The sequence below is a fragment of the Planotetraspora kaengkrachanensis genome, from assembly GCF_016862895.1.
In the GTDB taxonomy this organism is placed as follows: domain Bacteria; phylum Actinomycetota; class Actinomycetes; order Streptosporangiales; family Streptosporangiaceae; genus Planotetraspora; species Planotetraspora kaengkrachanensis.
On sequence record NZ_BONV01000003.1, the window covers coordinates 27,632 to 46,019 of the forward strand.

General features: G+C 72.5%; 17 protein-coding genes. 7 read left to right on the plus strand and 10 right to left on the minus strand.

Annotation, left to right across the window (positions count from 1 at the left end; all coding sequences use genetic code 11):
• The first annotated feature begins 30 nt into the window (after positions 1 to 30).
• The gene (locus tag Pka01_RS04775; protein WP_203881353.1) at positions 31 to 1,005 is read left to right on the plus strand and encodes an SDR family oxidoreductase; all 975 of its coding nucleotides are present in this window, start codon (positions 31 to 33) and stop codon (positions 1,003 to 1,005) included.
• A 6-nt stretch (positions 1,006 to 1,011) separates the two neighbouring features.
• On the opposite strand, the gene Pka01_RS04780 is transcribed toward Pka01_RS04775, so the two are convergent.
• On the minus strand, positions 1,012 to 2,007 hold the full coding sequence (locus Pka01_RS04780; protein WP_203881354.1) for an ArsR/SmtB family transcription factor: 996 nt from the start codon (positions 2,005 to 2,007) through the stop codon (positions 1,012 to 1,014).
• Between the two features lie 64 nt (positions 2,008 to 2,071).
• Here Pka01_RS04780 and Pka01_RS04785 point away from each other — a divergent pair, with 64 nt between their 5' ends.
• A complete protein-coding gene (locus tag Pka01_RS04785; protein WP_203881355.1) occupies positions 2,072 to 3,052 on the plus strand; it encodes an aldo/keto reductase in 981 nt (326 codons plus the stop codon).
• Positions 3,053 to 3,070: 18 nt separating this feature from the next.
• Here the strand turns inward: Pka01_RS04785 and Pka01_RS04790 are convergent, their stop codons facing one another.
• On the minus strand, positions 3,071 to 4,651 hold the full coding sequence (locus tag Pka01_RS04790) for a FadD3 family acyl-CoA ligase (protein WP_203881356.1): 1,581 nt from the start codon (positions 4,649 to 4,651) through the stop codon (positions 3,071 to 3,073).
• A gap of 136 nt (positions 4,652 to 4,787) precedes the next feature.
• Between Pka01_RS04790 and Pka01_RS04795 the strand changes: the two genes are divergently transcribed.
• Positions 4,788 to 5,555: an SDR family oxidoreductase gene (locus tag Pka01_RS04795; protein WP_239114743.1), complete on the plus strand. Its 768-nt coding sequence runs from the start codon at positions 4,788 to 4,790 to the stop codon at positions 5,553 to 5,555.
• Here the strand turns inward: Pka01_RS04795 and Pka01_RS04800 are convergent.
• The 5 genes from Pka01_RS04800 to Pka01_RS04820 all read right to left on the minus strand — a co-directional run bounded on the left by Pka01_RS04800 (position 5,534) and on the right by Pka01_RS04820 (position 11,234).
• Complete coding sequence (locus Pka01_RS04800; protein ID WP_203881358.1) at positions 5,534 to 6,361, minus strand: MaoC/PaaZ C-terminal domain-containing protein; 828 nt, start codon at positions 6,359 to 6,361, stop codon at positions 5,534 to 5,536. The two genes, Pka01_RS04795 and Pka01_RS04800, sit on opposite strands and share 22 nt — an antisense overlap.
• Positions 6,358 to 7,512: an acyl-CoA dehydrogenase family protein gene (locus tag Pka01_RS04805; RefSeq protein WP_203881359.1), complete on the minus strand. Its 1,155-nt coding sequence runs from the start codon at positions 7,510 to 7,512 to the stop codon at positions 6,358 to 6,360. Before Pka01_RS04805 ends, Pka01_RS04800 begins: the two co-directional genes overlap by 4 nt.
• Positions 7,512 to 8,675, minus strand: a complete 1,164-nt coding sequence (locus Pka01_RS04810; protein ID WP_203881360.1) for an acyl-CoA dehydrogenase family protein — start codon at positions 8,673 to 8,675, stop codon at positions 7,512 to 7,514. Before Pka01_RS04810 ends, Pka01_RS04805 begins: the two co-directional genes overlap by 1 nt.
• A 30-nt stretch (positions 8,676 to 8,705) precedes the next feature.
• The gene (gene casI / locus Pka01_RS04815; RefSeq protein WP_203881361.1) at positions 8,706 to 10,346 is read right to left on the minus strand and encodes a steroid-22-oyl-CoA synthetase; all 1,641 of its coding nucleotides are present in this window, start codon (positions 10,344 to 10,346) and stop codon (positions 8,706 to 8,708) included.
• Between the two features lie 126 nt (positions 10,347 to 10,472).
• Complete coding sequence (locus tag Pka01_RS04820) at positions 10,473 to 11,234, minus strand: SDR family NAD(P)-dependent oxidoreductase (RefSeq protein ID WP_203881362.1); 762 nt, start codon at positions 11,232 to 11,234, stop codon at positions 10,473 to 10,475.
• A gap of 146 nt (positions 11,235 to 11,380) precedes the next feature.
• Here Pka01_RS04820 and casG point away from each other — a divergent pair, with 146 nt between their 5' ends.
• Positions 11,381 to 13,051, plus strand: a complete 1,671-nt coding sequence (gene casG / locus Pka01_RS04825) for a steroid-24-oyl-CoA synthetase (RefSeq protein WP_203881363.1) — start codon at positions 11,381 to 11,383, stop codon at positions 13,049 to 13,051.
• Positions 13,048 to 13,950, plus strand: coding sequence for a 3-oxoacyl-ACP reductase (locus tag Pka01_RS04830; RefSeq protein ID WP_203881364.1), 903 nt, complete (start codon positions 13,048 to 13,050; stop codon positions 13,948 to 13,950). The genes casG and Pka01_RS04830 overlap by 4 nt, the downstream gene beginning before the upstream one ends.
• 1 nt (position 13,951) lies before the next feature.
• On the opposite strand, the gene Pka01_RS04835 is transcribed toward Pka01_RS04830, so the two are convergent.
• Both Pka01_RS04835 and hsaA read right to left on the minus strand, forming a co-directional pair.
• On the minus strand, positions 13,952 to 14,563 hold the full coding sequence (locus Pka01_RS04835) for a TetR/AcrR family transcriptional regulator (protein ID WP_203881365.1): 612 nt from the start codon (positions 14,561 to 14,563) through the stop codon (positions 13,952 to 13,954).
• A gap of 118 nt (positions 14,564 to 14,681) precedes the next feature.
• On the minus strand, positions 14,682 to 15,848 hold the full coding sequence (gene hsaA / locus Pka01_RS04840) for a 3-hydroxy-9,10-secoandrosta-1,3,5(10)-triene-9,17-dione monooxygenase oxygenase subunit (RefSeq protein ID WP_203881366.1): 1,167 nt from the start codon (positions 15,846 to 15,848) through the stop codon (positions 14,682 to 14,684).
• A 166-nt stretch (positions 15,849 to 16,014) separates the two neighbouring features.
• On the opposite strand from hsaA, the gene Pka01_RS04845 reads away from it, so the two are divergent.
• Complete coding sequence (locus Pka01_RS04845; RefSeq protein ID WP_239114744.1) at positions 16,015 to 17,166, plus strand: 3-ketosteroid-9-alpha-monooxygenase, oxygenase component; 1,152 nt, start codon at positions 16,015 to 16,017, stop codon at positions 17,164 to 17,166.
• A complete protein-coding gene (locus Pka01_RS04850; protein WP_203881367.1) occupies positions 17,163 to 17,435 on the plus strand; it encodes a ferredoxin in 273 nt (90 codons plus the stop codon). Before Pka01_RS04845 ends, Pka01_RS04850 begins: the two co-directional genes overlap by 4 nt.
• Positions 17,436 to 17,544: 109 nt before the next feature.
• Here the strand turns inward: Pka01_RS04850 and Pka01_RS04855 are convergent, their stop codons facing one another.
• Positions 17,545 to 18,294: an SDR family NAD(P)-dependent oxidoreductase gene (locus tag Pka01_RS04855; protein ID WP_203881368.1), complete on the minus strand. Its 750-nt coding sequence runs from the start codon at positions 18,292 to 18,294 to the stop codon at positions 17,545 to 17,547.
• Between the last annotated feature and the right edge of the window lie 94 nt (positions 18,295 to 18,388).

Below are 18,388 nucleotides of genomic sequence, written 5' to 3' on the forward strand. Positions count from 1 at the left end.
CGCCCGGAGACCCACAGAAGAGAGCGCACGATGATCTGCGAGGACCGCGTCGTGATCGTGACCGGCGCCGGGCGGGGCCTCGGCCGCGCGCACGCCCTGGGCTTCGCCCGGCAGGGCGCCAAGGTCGTGGTCAACGACCTCGGCGTGAGCCTGTCCGGCGAGAGCGGAGCCCAGGGGTCCGCGCAGTCCGTGGCCCAGTCCGTGGCCCAGTCCGTGGCCCAGTCCGTGGCCCAGTCCGTGGCCCAGTCCGTGGCCGAGGAGACGGCCGAGGAGATCCGGGCGATGGGCGGCGACGCGGTGGCCGACCGCTCCGACGTCGCCACGGGCGAGGGGGCGCGGCGGCTGGTCGCGACGGCGCTGGACCACTTCGGCCGGCTCGACGTGCTGGTCAACAACGCCGGGTTCCTCCGCGACCGCATGCTGGTGAACCTCTCCGAGGAGGAGTGGGAGGCGGTGACGCGCGTCCACCTCACAGGCCATTTCCTGCCGCTGAAGTACGCCGGGCTGCACTGGCGGGCCGAGTCCAAGGCGGGCCGCCCGGTGGACGCCCGCGTGATCAACACCTCGTCGGGGGCCGGTCTGCTCGGCAGCGTCGGGCAGGGCAACTACTCGGCGGCCAAGGCGGGCATCGTCGGGCTCACGCTCGTCGCCGCGGCCGAACTCGGCCGCTACGGCGTGACCGTCAACGCCATCGCGCCCTCCGCCCGCACCCGGATGACCGAGCAGGTCTTCGCCGCGACGATGACTGAACCCGGCGACGGCCGGTTCGACGCGATGGCCCCGGAGAACGTGTCCCCGCTCGTCGTCTGGCTCGGCTCGGCCGAGTCGGCGGCCGTGACGGGACGCGTCTTCGAGGTCGAGGGCGGCCGGATCTGCGTGATCGACGGCTTCCGCCGCGGGCCGGCCGCCGACAGGGGCGCCCGCTGGGACGCGTCCGAGCTCGGCCCCGAGATCGCCGCCCTGCTCACCGCGGCCGCACCGCCCGAGCCCGTCTACGGCGCATGAGAACCGCTATGTCCCCTCGGCGGGTGGCGGGCTGACACCGCCGAGCTGCTCCCCGAGCCCCGTGCGCTGGTAGCGCAGCCTGCGGCCGGCCCGCTCGCCGACCACCAGGCCGGCGTCCCGGAGCGTCGTCAGGTGATGCGAGGCGGTCGCCGGGGCCAACCGGAGGGCGGCGGCCACCTCACCCGTGCTGCACGGCACGGCCAACAGGGTCAGCACCGCCGCCCGGGTCGGACCCAGCAGGGCGGCCAGCGCCGCCGGGGGCTCGACTGAGGCCGGCCGGTCCCAGAGCCCGCCGTGGCCGCGCGGGGCGTACCAGAGCGCCCTGCCGGTCGGAGACTCCGCCATGGTGTACACGTCCGGCCCGGCGAACCCGGTGGGCAGCAGGGCGAGCGGGTGCCCGTCCAGGCTGAAGTCCCCGTCCTTCGTATAGGCCAGCCGCAGCGCCGCGCCGTCCCAGTCCAGCTTCGGGTGCAGGTCCGCCAGCAGCGCCCGCGGCCCCCGTTCCGCGGCCAGCAGCCCCCGGCGCACCAGCTCGCCCTCCGCGACCTCGCGCAGTCGCGGCCAGGCCGGTGCGATCGCCGGCTCGAAGTAGCGCCGGACCTGTCGTACCAGCTCCGTCAGCCCGCCGGCCGGGTCGGTCGCGAACCGATCGATCTCCGGCGGCGCCCGGTGCCCGGTCCAAGCCCTGTCGACCTCCTCTGCGACACGGTCAAGCGGGGTCCCGGCCACCACCCGCAGTTCCTGGTCCAGGGTGGGCCGGGCGGTGTCCGGCGCCGGAGTGAGGAAGTCCGGCACATACCCGGTGGGACCGCAGACCACCGCGCGGAATGTGCTCAGGTCCCGGCCTTGGAGCAGCGGCCCGACCCTCGCCCGCCAGGACGGGTGCGGCCTGCGTTCCGATCGCGACCTCAGCGCCAGGCAGCTGGCCACGACCTCGGCCATCGGGGAGTGCGCGAATCTGAGCCCGATCAGGTCGGCGGGGGCGAACTCGATCCGGATCACCCCTGTATTCGAGCATGGTCGAACGGCTACCAGGTGGCCGGGGGGCCGGACCTACGGTCGGCGCATGAAATACATCCATCTGGGCCGGACCGGCCTGACCGTGAGCCGGTTGTGCCTCGGCACGATGAACTTCGGCTGGCAGATCGACGAGTCCGACAGCCACGCCGTTCTTGACCGGGCCCACGACGGTGGCGTGAACTTCGTGGACACCGCGAACATGTACGGCCGCGAGACCGGTGACGGTCTGAGCGAGCAGTTCATCGGCAGCTGGTTCGACAAGACCGGCAACCGGGACCGGATCGTGCTGGCCACCAAGGTGTACGCGCCGATGACCGACTGGCCGAACGACGGCGGCCTGTCCGCCCGGCACATCATCGCCGCCTGCGAGGCGTCGCTCCGCCGTTTGCGCACCGACTGGATCGATCTCTACCAGATGCACCACGTGCAGCGGGACACGCCGTGGGAGGAGATCTGGCAGGCGATGGAGACCCTGGTGGTCCAGGGCAAGGTGCGCTACGTCGGCTCGTCGAACTTCGCCGGCTGGCACCTCGCCCGCGCGCAGGCGGCGGCCGACCGGCGGAACTTCCTCGGCCTGGTCTCCGAGCAGTGCAAGTACAACCTGCTCACCCGGCACGTCGAACTCGAGGTGCTGCCGGCGGCGATCGGGCTCGGGATCGGGATCCTGCCCTATTCGCCGCTGCACTTCGGCGCGCTGTCCGGCGCGCTGCGCAAGCAACGCGACGGCGTCGCCGGCCGGAGCGTTCTGCATGCTCCCGAGCGGGTCGAACCGCATCGGGCGGCCTTGGAAGGCTACGAGGAGCTGTGCGGTGAACTGGGTGAGAAGCCGACCACCGTCGCGCTCGCCTGGCTGCTGTCGCGGCAGGGGGTGACCAGCCCGATCATCGGGCCGAGGACCCCCGAACAGCTCGATCTGCCCCTGACCGCACTGGACACCGAACTGTCCGCCGAGACCCTGGCCCGGCTGGACGAGCTGTTCCCGCCGATCGGCAAAGGCGGCCCGGGCCCGGAGGCCTGGGCCTGGTGAAAGGACGGCGCGGCCGCTTCAGGCGGTCAGGGCGGCGAGCGCGGCCTTGTCGACCTTCCCCGCCGCGTTGCGCGGAAGCTCCCCGACGAGCACGACCTCACGGGGCACCTTGAAACCGGCGAGCCGGTCCCGGCAGTGGTCGACGAGTTCGCCGGGCACCAGGACGGCGCCCGGACGGGCCACGACGTACGCCCGGCCGGCCTCGCCCATCCGGGCGTCGGGGACCCCGGTCACCGCGGCCTCGGCGACCCCCTCATGGGCGGCCAGCACCTGCTCGACCTCCGCCGGGTACACGTTGAACCCGCCGACGACGTACATGTCCTTCGACCGGCCGGTGATGACCAGGTTGCCGCGCCCGTCGAGCCGTCCCCGGTCGCCGGTCACCAGCCAGCCGTCCCTGATCGTCTCCGCGGTCGCCTCCTCGTCGTCGAGGTAGCCCACCATCACGTTGTGGCCGCGGACGAGGATCTCGCCGTCCTCCCCCGGCGGGACCGGCGCGCCCCCGCCGTCCGTCACCATGACCTCCACGCCCTCGATGGGACGGCCGGACGTGGTCGCCACCGTGACGTCGTCGTCCGCCAGGGAGCAGGCGGTGACCGTGCCGCACGACTCGGTCAGCCCGTACGCGGTGACCACCTCGGGGAAGAGTTCGGCCCGCATCCGCGCGACCAGCGCGACCGGCACCACGGCGGCGCCGGTCACCGCGAGCCGCAGCGACGACAGGTCGAACCGCCCACGCTCCGGCGCGTCGAGCATCGAGACGTAGATGGTCGGCGCCCCGGGCAGCACGGTGATGCGCTCGGCCTCCACCAGCCGCATCGTCTCCCCCGCGGCGAACACCGGCTGGAGGACCATCGTGGCTCCCCTGAGCAGGCAGGCGAACACGCCCGCCTTGTAGCCGAAGGAGTGGAACAGCGGGTTGACGATCAGATAGCGGTCACCGTCGCGCAGGCCGGTCCGGTCGCTCCAGGCCAGATAGGTCCGGACGTTCTGGCGGTGGGTGCACATGGCGCCCTTGGACCTGCCGGTCGTCCCGGAGGTGAACAGGATGTCCGCCACGTCGTCCGGGCGCACCGCCTCGGCCCGCGCGTCGGCCTCCTCGTCCGTGACCGCCTCGCCGGCCGACACGAACTCCTCCCACCGTGTCGCGCCCGGACGCTCCTGCGCGTCGTAGGTGACCACGGTGGTGAGGCCGGGCAGGCCGGGCGCCCGCCCTTGCTCCGTCACTCCGAGCATGCCGAGGTAGCCGTTGCCGAGGAAGCCGTCCGTCACGAAGAGCGCCCGCACGCGGCTGCGGCCGAGCAGCCACCGCGCCTCCTCGCCCTTGTACCGGGTGTTGGCGGGGACCACGACGGCGCCGGCGCTCAGCGCCCCCAGCGCGGTGACGATCCACCTGAGGCTGTTCGGCGCCCAGATCCCGATGCGGTCCCCCGGCTCGACGCCGAGCGCGATGAACGCCTTCGCCGCCTCGCGCACCCGGCTGTGCAGTCGCGCGTAGGTCAGCCGGGAGACGCCGTCCACGACGGCCTCGGCGTCGGGGAACCGCGCGGCCGCGCGCCGCAGGACGCCGGGAATCGTCAGTGCCACGTCGTCGCTCATGGGTCCCCATGGTGTACGGCCGCGCCCGGGCCGGTGGGCCGCCGTCCCGCTGGCCGGAACCTGTCCCCCGCGCCGGGACGCCCGGCCGTACCCTCCGAGAGATCCTTCTCCTCGACCCCCTCTCCGGGAGGCCCATGTGGACGTGACGGCGGACTTCGGCGGCCGGGCGGTCCTGGTGACCGGCGGCACCAAGGGCATCGGGTTCGTGATCGCGGAGCGGTTCCTCGCCGCGGGCGCGGACGTCGTGGTGTGCGGCCGCGGCGAGCCCGAGGTGCTGCCCTCCGCCGGCGGCAGGACGGCCCGTTTCCTCGCCGCCGACGTCCGGGACGCCGGCGCCGCCGCCCGCCTGGTGGAGGAGGCGGTCGGCCATCTCGGCCGGCTCGACGTGCTCGTCAACAACGCCGGGGGCTCTCCTCCGGCGGACGCGGGGACCGTGTCGCCGCGGTTCGTGGAGAAGGTCGTGGACCTCAACCTGCTCGCGCCGTTCTACGTGGCGCAGCCCGCCAACAAGGTCATGCGGGAGCAGGAGACCGGCGGCTCGATCATCAACATCGGCAGCGTCGCGGCCGTCGACCCCCAGCCGGGCATGGCGGCCTACTCGGCGGCCAAGGCCGGCCTGCTCGTGCTCACCAGGGCCCTGGCGCTCGAATGGTCGCCGAAGGTTCGGGTCAACCACATCACCACCGGTCTCATCCGGACGGAGTCCGCCGCCTGGGCGTACGGCGAGGACGGCGGCGCCGCCGTCGCGCAGCTGATCCCGATGGGGCGGATGGCGGTGCCCGCCGACGTGGCGAACACCTGCCTCTACCTGGCGAGCGATCTCGCCTCCTACATCACGGGGGCGGACATCCCGGTGCACGGCGGAGGCGAGGTCCCGGCCCGTTACGTGCTGACGCGGAACTGAGCGCGCCCGGCCGTCAGCACGGGCGTGCCGTTCACCGCCGCCTCGAAGAGCACGTCCTCGCCGCGGCCCGCCTGTTGCCATCCCCGCACGTCCAGCAGGTCGCCGGGGAAGACCGGCGAGGCGAACCTGCCCTCCAGTTCGACCAGGTCGGCCGGGTGCGCCCCCGCCGCCTCGGCCAGCGGCAGCGTCACCGTGGCCAGCGTGCACAGGCCGTGCATGAACGGCCGCGGCATCCCGGCCGCCTTCGCCGCCTCCGGGTCGATGTGCATGGCGTGCCGGTCGCCGAGCAGCCGGTACAACGCCGGCTGGTCCGGCCGGGTGGCGAGCCGCGATTCGTGGCCGGGCGGGCCCTGCCGCCGCCCGGAGGCGGACGGGCCCCGTTCACCGCCGAACCCGCCGAGTCCCGGCGCGAACAACGACCAGGTGGCGACGGAGAACTCGCTCTCCACCTCGACCTCGAAGATCGCGGCGCTGCCCTTGTCCCACACGTGCGTGACGCGCGCGGACATCGTCACCTCTCCCGCGGGAGGCAGCGGCCGCAGCACCCGGAGCCGCTGCGAGGCGTGCATGGTGGTCCTGACGTCGAACGCGCCCAGCGAGCCGAGGGCGTCCGGTGCCCACTGCGCCCTCGTCAGCGCGAACGTGGGCAGCACGCGCAACCGCTTCTCGAAGACGAGGTCCAGGTCCGTGGGCGCGGCGCCCACCGCGAGCGCGTAGAGGATCACGTCGCGTTCGTCGTAGGCGGCCGTGTGCGTCCCGAGGTCGCAGCCGATCCACCGGCCCGCGCCCGGCCCGTTCCCGCTCAAGGCTCCGCCGTACCCGAGGCGAGCACGGCGCCGAGTCTCGCCAGGTCGGCGCTGGGCCCGCCCAGGGTGCCGGAGATCTGCCGCGCCCACAGGAAGTGCCGGTGCACGGGGTATTCGACGTCGACGCCGATTCCGCCGTGGACGTGCTGCACCCGGTGCGCCACGGTCAGGCCGGCCTCACCGGCCCACCACTTCGCAACGAGCACGGCCGCCTCGGCGCCTTCCTCCGTGTTCTCCGGGATGTCCGTGTTCTCCGGGATGTCCGCGCCGAGGGCGGCGACGGCCTGCCACAGGCACACCCGCATCGCGTCGATGTCGATGTAACAGTCGGCGAGTTGGTGCTGCACCGCCTGGAAGGTCGCCAGAGGGCGGCCGAACTGCCTGCGCGCGCTGAGATGGGTCACCGCGTGGCGCAGCGCGCCCTGGACGACGCCGAGCTGGACCGCCGCCAGGGCGACGGCCGCGCGATGGAGGGTCCACCGGAGGGCGTCGCCGCCCGGCACGCCGACGGCCGTGGCGGGCGCTCCGGTCAGGGTGAGGTTGCCGCCGCGGTCGTGGTCGGTGGTCTCCACGCGGTCCCAGGCGACTCCCTCCGCACCGATGTCATCGGATACGACCAGGAACAGGCCCGGGCCGGTCTCCGCCATGGCGGAGACCAGAACCCCGGCCGCGCCGAAGGGCGAGGGGACGGCGGCCTTCACCCCGGTCAGCCGCCAGGTGCCGCCGTCCCGCCCGGCCACGCACCCCGGCCCGGCCGGATCGGCCGCCCCGAACTCCTCCAGCGCCACGGTGAGCCGGATCGAGCCGTCCGCCACGCCGGGAAGCAGGCTCTCCCGCTGCTCCGCCGTACCATGCCTGGTGAGCGCGAGCGCGGCGACCGCGGACGGCCACAGCGGGACGGGCGCCACGGCACGGCCCTGCTCCTCCAGCAGGACGCACAGGGCGCCGAGGCCCAGCCCCGCCCCGCCCGCCTCCTCCGGCAGCGCGATGCCGAGCAGGCCCGTACGGCCAAGCTCCGCCCACAGCTCCTCGTCGATCCCCGTGGGGGTGCTCTCGACCAGGCGGACGCGGTCGGTGCCCGCCCGGTCGGCGAAGATGCGGCCCGCCAGCTCGCGGACCGCTTCGAGTTCGTCGTCCAGAGTGAAGTCCATCAGCGGCTCCCCGTCCGTGGCAGGCCGAGTCCCTGGGTGGCGACCATGTCCCGCAGGACCTCGTTCACGCCGCCGCCGAAGGTGTTCACGATGCCCTGCCGCGACAGCTGTTCGATCTGACCGGCGAGCACGGCCCCCGGCGAACCCGGCCGGAGCCGCCCGCCGGCGCCGATGATCCCCGACAGCGTCCGCTGCACGTCTATGTGCGTCTCGGTGCCGTAGACCTTCGCCGCGCCCGCGTCCGCGCCGGACAACGTGCCGCCCGCGACCGCGGCGGTCATCTTCCAGTTCATCAGCCGCATCGCCTCGAGACGCGCGTACGTGCGGGCCAGGTCGCGCTGGACCCACGGCAGGTCGATCGCCCCGTTGTCCCTCGCCCAGTCCCTGACGCGCTCCCACAGCTGGATCATCCGGCCGCCCAGGGCGGCCAGGCCGATCCGCTCGTGGTTGAGCTGGTGGGTGATGAGCCGCCAGCCGCCATCGACCTCGCCGACGACGTCGCCCGCGGGCACGCGGACGCCGCTGTAGTAGGTGGTCGTGACGACCATGCCGCCCACGCACCTGATCGGGCTCCAGGAGAAGCCGGAGGCGGCGGTGGGGACGATCAGGATGGAGATGCCCTTGTGCTTGGGGGCGTCCGGATCGGTGCGGCAGGCGAGCCAGACGTAGTCGGCGGTGTTCGCGCCGCTGGTGAAGATCTTGCTGCCGTCGACGACCCACTCGTCGCCGTCCCTGACCGCGCGGGTCGTCAGGGAGGCGAGGTCGGTGCCCGCGCCCGGTTCCGTGTAGCCGATGGCGAAGACGATGTCGCCTGACAGGATGCCGGGAAGATACCTCTTCTTCTGCTCGTCCGTCCCATGGCTCATCAGGGTCGGCCCGACGGTGTTGACGGTGACGAAGGGGAAGGGCAGCCCGGCCCGCTGGACCTCGTCGAAGAACACGTACTGCTCCTCGACCGACCTGCCCTGGCCGCCGTACTCGACGGGCCACCCGATGCCGAGCCAGCCGTCGGCGCCGAGCCGTCCGACCACCTCGCGGAAACGGCCGCCGCCCACGCCCTCCTCGCCCGACAGGCGCCGCTCGTCCTCGGGCAGCAGGCCGGCGAAATACTCCCGCAACTGCGTGCGCAGCCGTCGTTGCGCGGCGGTCTCGCGCAGATCCATGGTCCGCTCTCCTCCTCGGTGGCCGTAGGGCTAGATCCCCGGCAGGAACCGCTGACGGCCGTGGGCGGCGAACTCCGCCCGCAGCGCGGCCCTGTCCTCATCGGTCAGCGGCGTGTATTCGGGGCCGCCGCGGCCCGCCCACCGGTAGACCCGGTCGCCGGTCCGCCAGCCGTCGTGCCGCATCTCGTTCTTGCGGAGCTTCCCCGAGCCGGTCGCCGGCAGCGCGTCCGAGACCCGGACGAAGCGCGGCGCCCCCTTGGTGCCCAGGTCCGCCTGTCCCGCCAGGAAGTCGGCCAGGCGTAGTTCCCCGAACGAGGTCCCGCGGGGGATCTCGATCGCGGCCATCACCTGGTCGCCGGACCGCGGGTCGGGCACCGCGAACACGGCTGCGGCCACGATCCGCGGGTGGCGGCGCAGGACGCGCTCGATCCGCAGCGCGGAGACGTTCTCGCCGTCCACGCGGATCCAGTCGCCGGAGCGTCCGGCGAAGTAGATGTAGCCCTCCTCGTCGACGTAGCCGAGGTCGCCGGTCCAGTACCAGCCGTGGCGGACCCGCTCCGCGTCCGCCGCCTCGTTCTTGTAGTAGCCCTCGAACCGGGCCGCGCCTTCGACGTCGACGATTTCGCCGATGGCCTCCTCGGCGTTGGTCACCCGGCCGTACTCGTCGAGCCGCGCCGGTGGGCGCGTCCGCCTCGTGTCCGGATCGACGACCCTGACCCCGCCGTGCGCCGGCCGTCCCAGCGCGGACGCGGGCGCCTCGGGCACCGGCCTGATCATGCCCGCGCCCTCGCTGGACCCGTAGCCCTCGAGCAGCCTGCAGCCAAATCGGCGCAGGAACGCGGCCCGGTCCTCGGGCGACGCCTCCGTGCCGAAGGCGTGGGTGAGCGTGTTGGCCGCGTCGCCCGGGTCCTCCGGCGTCGCCAGGACGTAGGTGAAGAACGTCGCGCCGTAGAAGCGCACGTCCGGCAGGAAGCCGGATGCGGAGAACCGCGGAGTGAGCGTGACGGTCGCGCCCGCCACCAGCGACGGGGCCCACAGGGCCATCACCGCGTTGCCGTGGAAGAGGGGCATGCAGCAGTACGTGACGTCGTGCCGCCTGACGTCGTGTTTCGCGGAGTTGGCGTAGCCGAGCCCGGTGAGCCTTCCCTGCGAGCATCTGGCCGCCTTCGAGGCGCCGGTCGTGCCCGAGGTGAACAGCAACAACATCTGGGTCCCGGCGGTGATCTCCGGGTCGCGCAACGGCTCGGACGCGTGCGCGGCCACCGCCTCGGCATACTCCTCGCCGTCGACGAGCAGGAAGCGGTCGCGGGGCACGCCGACGTCGAGGCCGTCGAGCAGTTTCAGGCCGGCTTCGTCGGTGACGATGAGCTGCGGGTCGGCATGCCTGACCTCCTCCTCCAGGGCTGAGCCCCGGTGGGTGGGGTTGACGCCGACGATCGTGGCGCCGCTCAGGGCGGCCGCGCCGAGCCAGAAGACGTACTCCGGCACGTTGTCGAGCAGGACCCCGATGTGGAAGGGGCCGCCGATCCGGGACTCGCGGGCCAACCGGGCGCGGGCCGCGCTCGCGCGGACCACCTCGTCCCAGGTCCACGTGCGCTCGCGGGTCCGCAGCCCGGCGTGATCGTCGCCGGATCGGGCGAGCAGCAGATCGGCGATCGTCTCGTGGCGCACTGGCGTGGATCTCCCCTTGGTCCCGGAGCAGGGCCGACGTTAGTCGGCGGGTCCCGCCCCTGGCCGGCGAGTCCCGCTGACCGGGAGGTCCCCGGACGTCAGAAATCGGCCGTCAGCCGTCAGCCGTCAGCCGAAGAACGCCTGGCCGCCGTCCAGGGGCACGGTGGCGCCGGTCAGGTACCGCATGCCCGGGCCGACGATCGCGACGACCGCCCGGCCGATGTCCTGCTCGCAGTCGCCGATGTAACCGAGCGGGATCGTCCTGCGGAACTCCTCCGCCTCCTCCGGGTTGGTCTCCGTCCACCACTTCAGGCCCGGGGACAGCGCGTGCGGGGCGATGGAGTTGGCGCGGATTCCGTCGGGCCCCCATTCGGCGGCGGCGGTGCGCGTCAGCGAGCGGAGCGCCTGCTTGGCCGCGGCGTATGCGCCGTAGGTGGCCGGATCCCACCGGACCATCGCCGAGGTGACGAGGTTGACGATGCTGCCGCCGCCGCGCCGCTTCATGTGGGGGTGACACGCCTTCATGAAGGCGAACGCGGCGAAGGGTCCGCTGCGGAAACCCTTCTGGAAGGCCCTGTCGCTCATGGCCAGCAGCGGGCCGTACGCGCCGGAGTAGGCGTTGTTGACGAGGATGTCCACCCCGCCGAACCGCGCCGCCACCTGGTCGACCACCGAGGGGATCGTGTCGGTGTCGCTGACGTCGCACAGGAAGGGTTCGGCCGCCGCGCCGCGCTCGCGTACGAGCTCACAGGTCGCCTCGAGCTTCGCCATGGTGCGCCCGATCACCGCGACGGACGCCCCCTCGGAGGCGAGGGCGAGCGCGATGCCCTGGCCCACCCCCTGACCCGCTCCGGTGACGATCGCGACCTGTCCGTCCAGACTTCCCATTCGGGCTCCCCGCTCCGCCGTGTGCTCGACCGCAATAGTGGTGTCGGCCCGGCCCGCGCAGGAAGGGCCGTCCCGGTGACCGGGAGACGGCCCTCGGCGGACGCTCCCCCTGCGGTCACAATGAGCGCCCGAGAGAGAGGGCGCAGATGGGGACGTCGGCAGATCCGAGAACCGCGGCGACGGCGATCGTGACCGGTCTCACCGGCCCCGGGGGTGAGTTCGAGCTCGCCGAGGAGGACGTCCTCGGATCCCGCATGCCGGTCTTCCGCAACCGCCGCCGCAACCTCGGCGAGGTGCTCGCAGGCTCGGCCGGGTTCGGCGACCGCGACTACATCGTCACCGAGCACGAACGGATCAGCTATGCCGCGCACGCGCGCCAGGTCGCGTCGTTCGCCGAGGCGCTGCGCGAGGAGTACGGCGTGCGGCCGGGCGACCGCATCGCCGTCAACGCGGCGAACCGGCCGGGCTGGATCGTGGCGTTCTGGGCCGCCGTCGCCGTGGGCGCCGTGACCGTCGGCTACAACGCGTGGTGGTCGCGCCGCGAGGTCGAGTACGCCCTGGGGCACACGACGCCGAAACTGGTCGTGGCGGACGCCAGACGGGCCGCGCTCGGCGGCGCGGGCACACCGGTGGTGCGCATGGAGGACATGCCGCTGCTCGCCGGGCGGTACCCGGACGCGCCTCTGACCCCGCACGCCGCCGGCGAGGACGACCCGGTGATCATCGTCTACACCAGCGGCACCTCCGGCAGGCCGAAGGGCGCGGTGCACTCGCACCGCAACCTCACCTCGGTCATCGAGTACCACCGCATGAACGACGCGATCGCCCGCGCGTTCGGCGACCCCACCGACCCCGCGACGCGGCGCTACCTGCTGGCGCTGCCGTTGTTCCACATCGCGGGCCTGCACAACCTCGCGATACCGCGCCTGGCGACCGGTTCCGCGGTCGTCATGCACCAGGGCGGGTTCGACGTCGACCGGGTGTTGCGGCTGGTCGAAAGGGAACGGGTCACCAACTGGGGTGCCGTGCCCACAATGGCGCACCGCCTGCTCGAGCACGGCGACCTTTCGGGGTACGACCTGTCCTCGCTGGCCGCATTCTCGCTCGCGTCCGCGCCGTCGTCACCGGCGTTCAAGGAACGGCTGCGCGCGGGCTTTCCCGTGGCCCGCCAGTCGCTGGTCGACAGCTACGGCCTGACCGAGTCGTCCACAGCGATCTCCGTGGCCTCCCCGGCCGACCTCGCGGAGGCGCCGGGTACGCTCGGCCGTCCCATCGCCACGGTGCGGATGGAAGTCCGCGACCCGCAGGGCACGCCGGTGCCCGAGGGCGTCGAAGGGGAGATCTGCGCGCGCAGCCCGTTCAACATGCTCGGCTACTGGCAGGACCCGGAGGCCACCGCGCGGACGATCCGGGACGACCGGTGGCTGCACACCGGCGACATCGGTGTGATCGAGAACGGCCGCCTGCGCCTCACCACCCGCCGTTCCGACCTGATCCTGCGCGGCGGGGAGAACGTCTACCCCGCCGAGGTGGAGAGCGTGTTGTGGGAGCACCCCGGCGTCGTCGAATGCGCCGTCGTCGGCGCTCCCCACCCCGACCTGGGTCAGGAGGTCGCGGCCGTGGTCGTCACCGGGGACGACCGGCCGGTGGGCGAGGACGAACTGCGCGCACACGCCGCCGAGCACCTCGCCTACTTCAAGGTGCCGTCCCTGTGGCGGATCACGACGAACCCCCTGCCGCGCAACGCCACGGGCAAGGTCGTCCGCCACGAGGTCGAGCTGTCCCTCGGGATCCGACAGAGCAGGAGCGTCCAGTGAGCCAGAAGACCAGCCTGGAGGGCAGGACCGCCGTCGTCACCGGCGCCGGCGCCGGACTCGGCCGCAGCGAGGCGCTCGCCCTGGCCGGCCAGGGCGCGAACGTCGTCGTCAACGACGTGGGCTCGGCCGCCGACGACGTCGTGGCCGAGATCAAGGCTCTCGGCGGGCAGGCCGTCGCGGTGACAGGCGACGTCGGCGAATGGTCCATCGGCGACCGCCTGGTCCAGGCGGCGACCGAGACGTTCGGCGGCCTCGACATCGTGGTGAACAACGCGGGCGTGCTCCGCGACAGGATGTTGTTCAACCTGAGCGAGCGGGACTGGGACGACGTCGTCCGCGTCCACCTCAAGGGCCACGCCGCGGTGTCCCGCGCGGCCGCCGCCTACTGGCGGGCCGCCGCCAAGGCCGCAGGCGGGCCGGTCTACGCCCGCGTCGTCAACACCTCCTCCGAGGCCTTCCTCTTCGGCTCCCCCGGCCAGCCGAACTACTCGGCCGCCAAGGCGGGCATCACCGCGCTCACCCTCTCGACCGCGCAGGGCCTCGCGAGGTACGGCGTGCGCGCCAACGCGATCTGCCCACGGGCCCGCACCGCCATGACGGCGGAGGTGTTCGGCGACGCCCCCTCGACGGGCGGGCTGGACGCCCTGTCCCCGGATCGGGTCGCCACCTTCGTGAGCTACCTCGTCTCCCCGGCGGCCGACGGGATCACCGGCCAGGTGTTCGTGGTGTACGGCGACATGGTCGCGTTGCTGGCCGCCCCGACGGTCGAGCAGAAGTTCACCGCCGCCGACGGCGTGTTCTCCGTCGGCGAGTTCGACGAACTGCTCACGCCCTACTTCAGCGGGCGCGACCCCCACCGCACGTTCGCGGCGCACAGCGTGGCCGAGCTCGGCACCTGAGTCAGGCGGAGTTCGACCGCGGGGCGAGCAGCAGCCGGCAGGCGATCCTGATGTCGCTCTCGGTGTCGGGGATCGACATCCGGCCGTTGAGGCTCGACTGCAGCACGCCGTACCAGCACTGCATGAGCAGGCGGATCAGCGTGACGTCGAGGGCGGTGGGCTCGCCGATGCCGAGCGCCCGCACGATGATCTGACTGAAGGTGCCGTCGATCCGCCCGGCGTCGGCCACCGCGGCCGCGTTGGCCGCGTTGGCGGACTGGAGCATCGCGACGGCGAGCCTGGGCCTGCGCAACAACTGGCGGCTGGCCTGCACCAGCACGTCGGCGACCGCGTCCTCCGGGCTCGTGCCCGGCGCGGGAGGCCGGATGCCCTCGTTGAAACGGTCGATCTGCTCGGCCAGCACGGCCGTGAACAGATGCGTCTTCGAGGGGAAGTAGCGGTACAGCGTCGCGATCGCGACACCCGCCGCCTTGGCCACCTCGTGCATCTGCATGCGCTCGAGGCCCCGGTCCGCCCCGATCCGCGCGGCTGCCCGGAGGATGCGCAGATGCCGGGCCCGCTGCTCCGGGGAGCTGGGCTCCGCCGGCGCTCTGACCTCGGCGATTCTCGGCACGGTCTCCCCCTGGTCGGTTCTGTCGCAACGACCATACACAGCGCCACCGGCGGTGACGCGAGCCGTTCGTACCGGTCAGTGGGATCGGACTGGGACCGGACTGCGCCCGCCTCCCCCCTCAGACCAGGTTGTCCTCGACGGTCAGGCCGAACTCGCCCCTCCCGTACATCGCGAGGGCCCGCTCGACGTCGTTGGCCACATGGACGCTGCCCGCGTGGGCGTCCCGCCAGGCCCGCTCGATGGGGTTGCCCCGCCGGAGCGAGTTGCCCCCCGCGGTCTTGAAGAGGATGTCGATCGCCTCGAGCGCCCTCTCGGTCGCGCGGACCTGGTCCCTGCGGACACGCAGGCGCAGCTCCATCGGGATCCGCTCGCCCCGGACCGCGTGCTCGTACACCTCACGGACGTTGCGGTCCGTCTGCAGGACCGCCGCGTCGATCTCCGAGGCGGCCCGGGCGACGGCGACCTGGGCGAACTGGTCCTCGGCGAAGCGCCCGCCGCCGAGGCTCAGCCGTACGCGGTCGCGCATCGCCGTGACGTAGGACCGGTAGCAGCCGGCCGCCATGCCGATCACCGGAGCAGTGATCGCGGTCGTGAACACGCTCCCGAACGGCATGCGGTACAGCGGGCCGGAGTTGACCTTCTGGCCGGGGCCGCGGAGCTGGGCCTGCTCGTAGTTGCGCATCGTGCGGTGCTCAGGCACGAAGGCCCGCTCCACGATCAGGTCGTTGCTCGCCGTGCCGCGCAGGCCGATGACGTCCCACACGTCCTCGATCACATAGTCGGGCCGGGGGACGAGCACGGTCATGAAGTCCACCGGCCTGCCCTGGGCGCCCACGACCAGGCCGCCGACCAGCGCCCACGAGGCGTGCTCGCAACCGGAGGAGAACCGCCACCGGCCGGTGAGCTCGTATCCGCCCTCGACCGGGGTCAGCCGCCCGACGGGCGCGTACGACGAGGCCACGAGCGCGTCCTGGTCCTCGCCCCAGACCTCGTCCTGCGCCGCCTCGTCGAACAGGCCGACATGCCACGGATGCACCCCGAGCACGCTCGCGACCCACCCGGTGGACCCGCAGACCCCGGAGATCTCCCTGACGACCTCGAAGAACCACACCGGGTCGCTCTCCGCGCCGCCGTACCGCTTGGGCTGCAGCATCCGGAAGACCCCGGCCTCGACCAGGGCCTGGATCGTCTCCGCGGGCACCCCCCGGTCCTCGTCCGTGGCACGGGCACGCTCCGTGATCACGGGCAGCAGCGTGCGAACCGCCTCCAGGACCTCGTTGCTCATCGTGTCGATCTCCATCGTCGCTTTCGTCCGGGCGTATCCGTCCATGATGGTGCGTCGCCCCGATGCGCGCATGTCAGGGCCATCCCGGCCAATGGGACTGGCGGCGGGCCGCGCGGATCCCGCTTGGCATGCTGGGAGCACGCGCGTCCTGAAGGGATGGGTCAACGTGACTGCAGTCGAAGCCTCGACCACCGGTGTCCGCAGCATCGAGGCGGAAGCGGTGCCCACGCGATTCGCCCGGGGCTGGCACTGCCTCGGCCTGTCCGGGCGGTTCAAGGACGGCAAGCCGCACACGGTCAACGCGTTCGGGCAGAAGCTCGTGGTCTTCCAGAGCGGCGACGGCAGCCTCAACGTGCTGGACGCCTACTGCCGTCACATGGGCGCCGACCTCTCAAGGGGCACGATCAAGGGCGACGAGCTCGCCTGTCCCTTCCACGACTGGCGCTGGGGCGGCGACGGCCGCTGCAAGAAGATTCCTTACGCCCGCCGCGTCCCCCTGCGCGCCCGCACCGCCTCCTGGACCACGATGGAGCAGGACGGCCTGCTGTTCGTCTGGAACGACCCGGAGGGCAACCCGCCCCAGCCGGAGGTGGCGATCCCCCGCATCGAGGGGGCCGGCCGCGACGACTGGACCGACTGGGTCTGGCAGGAGATCGTGGTCGAGACGAACTGCCGCGAGGTCATGGACAACGTGGTGGACATGGCGCACTTCTTCTACGTGCACTACTCGTTCCCCACGTACTTCAAGAACATCTTCGAAGGCCACGTGGCGACGCAGATCATGAACGGCCTCAGCCGCCCGGACGCCCGCCCGCCCGGCAAGGGCCCGCGGATGCTCGGCAACTCCTCGGTGGCGTCCTACTACGGGCCGTCCTTCATGATCGACGACCTGACCTACCACTACGACGACATGGACCTCAAGTCCGTGCTGATCAACGCGCACTACCCGATCGACGGGAACTCGTTCATGCTGCACTCCGGCATCATCGTGCAGCACAGCGACAAGCTCCCCCAGGAGTCCGCCGAGGCCATGGCCCACAAGCTGGGCGAGTTCATCCTCAAGGGCTTCGACCAGGACGTGGAGATCTGGAAGCACAAGACCCGCATCGACAACCCCCTGCTGTGCGAGGAGGACGGGCCGGTCTACCAGCTCCGCCGCTGGTACGAGCAGTTCTACGTCGACGTGGCCGACGTCAGGCCGGAGATGGTGGAGCGCTTCGAGTTCGAGCTCGACACCACCCGGCCGGTCGAGGCGTGGAAGCAGGAGGTCGAGGCGAACCTCGCGCGCAGGGCCGCCGCGGCGGGCCGACAGGCATGACGATCCGCGCCGACGACCGCCTGACCGACGGAGCGCCGATGCGGCCGCTGTGCTGCCTGCGATGCGGCGCCGCAGTCGAGGTGCGCAAGGCGAGCTGGCAGCAGACCAGCGTCCAGTGGAGCGCGCAGTCCCTCGGCGTCTGCCTCGAACGGCGCGACGCCCTCTCCGTCAACGGTGACGGCCGCGCCGTCTTCCAGGGCTGTACGGCACTGCGGGAGTCGATCGTCCGGGCGGCGCTCGAGGGGGCCGTCCCCGTGCCGGAGGACTGACGGGGTTCCGGAGACTGACGGAATGCCGGAGGACTAAGGAGCGCCGGAGGGCTGACGGAGCGGGCGGCCGCGAGCCGCCCGCGCGATCAGCTGGGGATCAGCTCAGAGATCAGCTGTGGGAGCCGCCGTCGACGCGGACCTCGACGCCGTTGAGGTAGGCGCCGTCCGCCGAGGCCACGAAGGCGATCGTCCCGGCGACGTCCTCAGGACGGCCCGGCTTGCCCCACAACGGGTAGGTGCGGGCGTACCAAGAGGTGTCGATGCCGGCGTACGTCCGCCTGTTCGCCGTCAGCGGCGTGGCGACGCCGCCCGGCGAGACGGGCACGACGCGGATCCGCCGCGCCGACAACTCCGCCGCCAGGCTGATCGAGAACGACAGCAGGGCGCCCTTGGAGGCCGCGTAACCGGTCATCCAGGGGTGGGCCTTCGTCGCCGCCGTCGAGGTCACGTTCACGACGACCCCCGTGCGGTCCGGGATGTGCGGCAGCACCTCGCGGCAGAGCACGACCGGCGCGAACACGTTGACCGCGAAGATCTCCCGGTAGTCGTCGAGGCGCAACGAGTCCATCGGCGTGACCCGCAGGATCCCCGCCACGTTGACCAGCACGTCGACCCGCTCGAGCGCGGCGACGGCCGCTGCCGACGCCGAAACCGCCCCCTCCTCCGCCGCCAGGTCGGCCACGTGAGGGAGGAACCGGCCGTCGTCGCCGGCGAGCTTCCCGGTCTCGGCGAGACCCGCCTCGTCCCGGTCCACGGCGAATACCGTCGCCCCCTCAGAAAGCAGCCTCAGGGCCGTGGCCCGGCCGATGCCCGACCCCGCCCCGGTCAGCAGGACGTTCCTGTCCTCGAAACGGTTCATCCATCCTCCGTGTCTATGGCCGCGCCTTCGGCACGGCGGCTCGGGGCCGCACTTGAGGCCGCGGCTTCCCTCGTCGCGTCCTCACTCGTTCCTC